The organism is Clostridium sp. CAG:43, from assembly GCF_000434655.1.
GTDB classification, from domain to species: Bacteria; Bacillota; Clostridia; order Lachnospirales; family Lachnospiraceae; genus Otoolea; species Otoolea fessa.
The window spans coordinates 20,387-21,135 of sequence record NZ_FR895072.1 but is presented as its reverse complement, the minus strand read 5'-3'; the positions used below and the strand labels follow the sequence as shown (position 1 = coordinate 21,135).

The following is a 749-nucleotide window of genomic DNA, read 5'->3' as shown; positions in this document are numbered from 1 at the left end:
CATTTGGAACGTATACTGATTATAGGGAAACTACCGCTGGAAATCAGGTGATGGCGTCGGCACTTTTGCAGACAGATGCTGTGATTGAGGGAGATGGTACGATTGTTCCGAAGGAAAATGAGGTAAATGTCTATTACAAAACCGGGGAAATTCCATATGATGCGGATGGGCAGCCGATCCAGGTGGTTATTTACCGGGAAAAGACAGAAACACAGCAGCGGGAGGTAACGGAGACAAAATGGGTTCATCAGGCAGCAGCCCGGAATGCAGATGGGAGATACATACTGCGGGTCAACGCGAATTTTACCGACAGTTTTGGCGTGAAAAAAACAAATGCAGGCGTGCTGGAAGAGCTGGGATTTAAGGCGGTATTGAAAGAGAAGAAGGTTACACTGAACGAGGAAGAAGCCGCAATTCTGGGAAATGGTTTCTTTGCCGGCCACCAGATGAACAGTTCCAGCTATTACACGTGGATAAAACAGGCGCGGGCAAAGGCATATGTCGATTCTGGACGTTCCGGCCTGACAGGGGATGATTCCTATGTGGTCCCGGTGGCACTGGCGTACCCGGGGCAGGAGACCACCTATCAGGATGCCGGGACAAGGAAAGAACCGCTGGGTGTACTGGAGCGAGTGATCCGCCAGAAGATAAAAATCGTCAAAAATATAGCGACGACACCGGAAGGCACCTATGCACATAACACTTATGCGGAAAGTGGGCACACCGATCCGTTTACGGAAAAAGAGGGA

General features: G+C 50.1%; 1 protein-coding gene. It reads left to right on the top strand.

Annotation, left to right across the window (positions count from 1 at the left end):
* Positions 1-749: hypothetical protein (locus QVO97_RS05855; RefSeq protein WP_288189107.1), on the top strand; the 749-nt coding region annotated here is incomplete at both ends.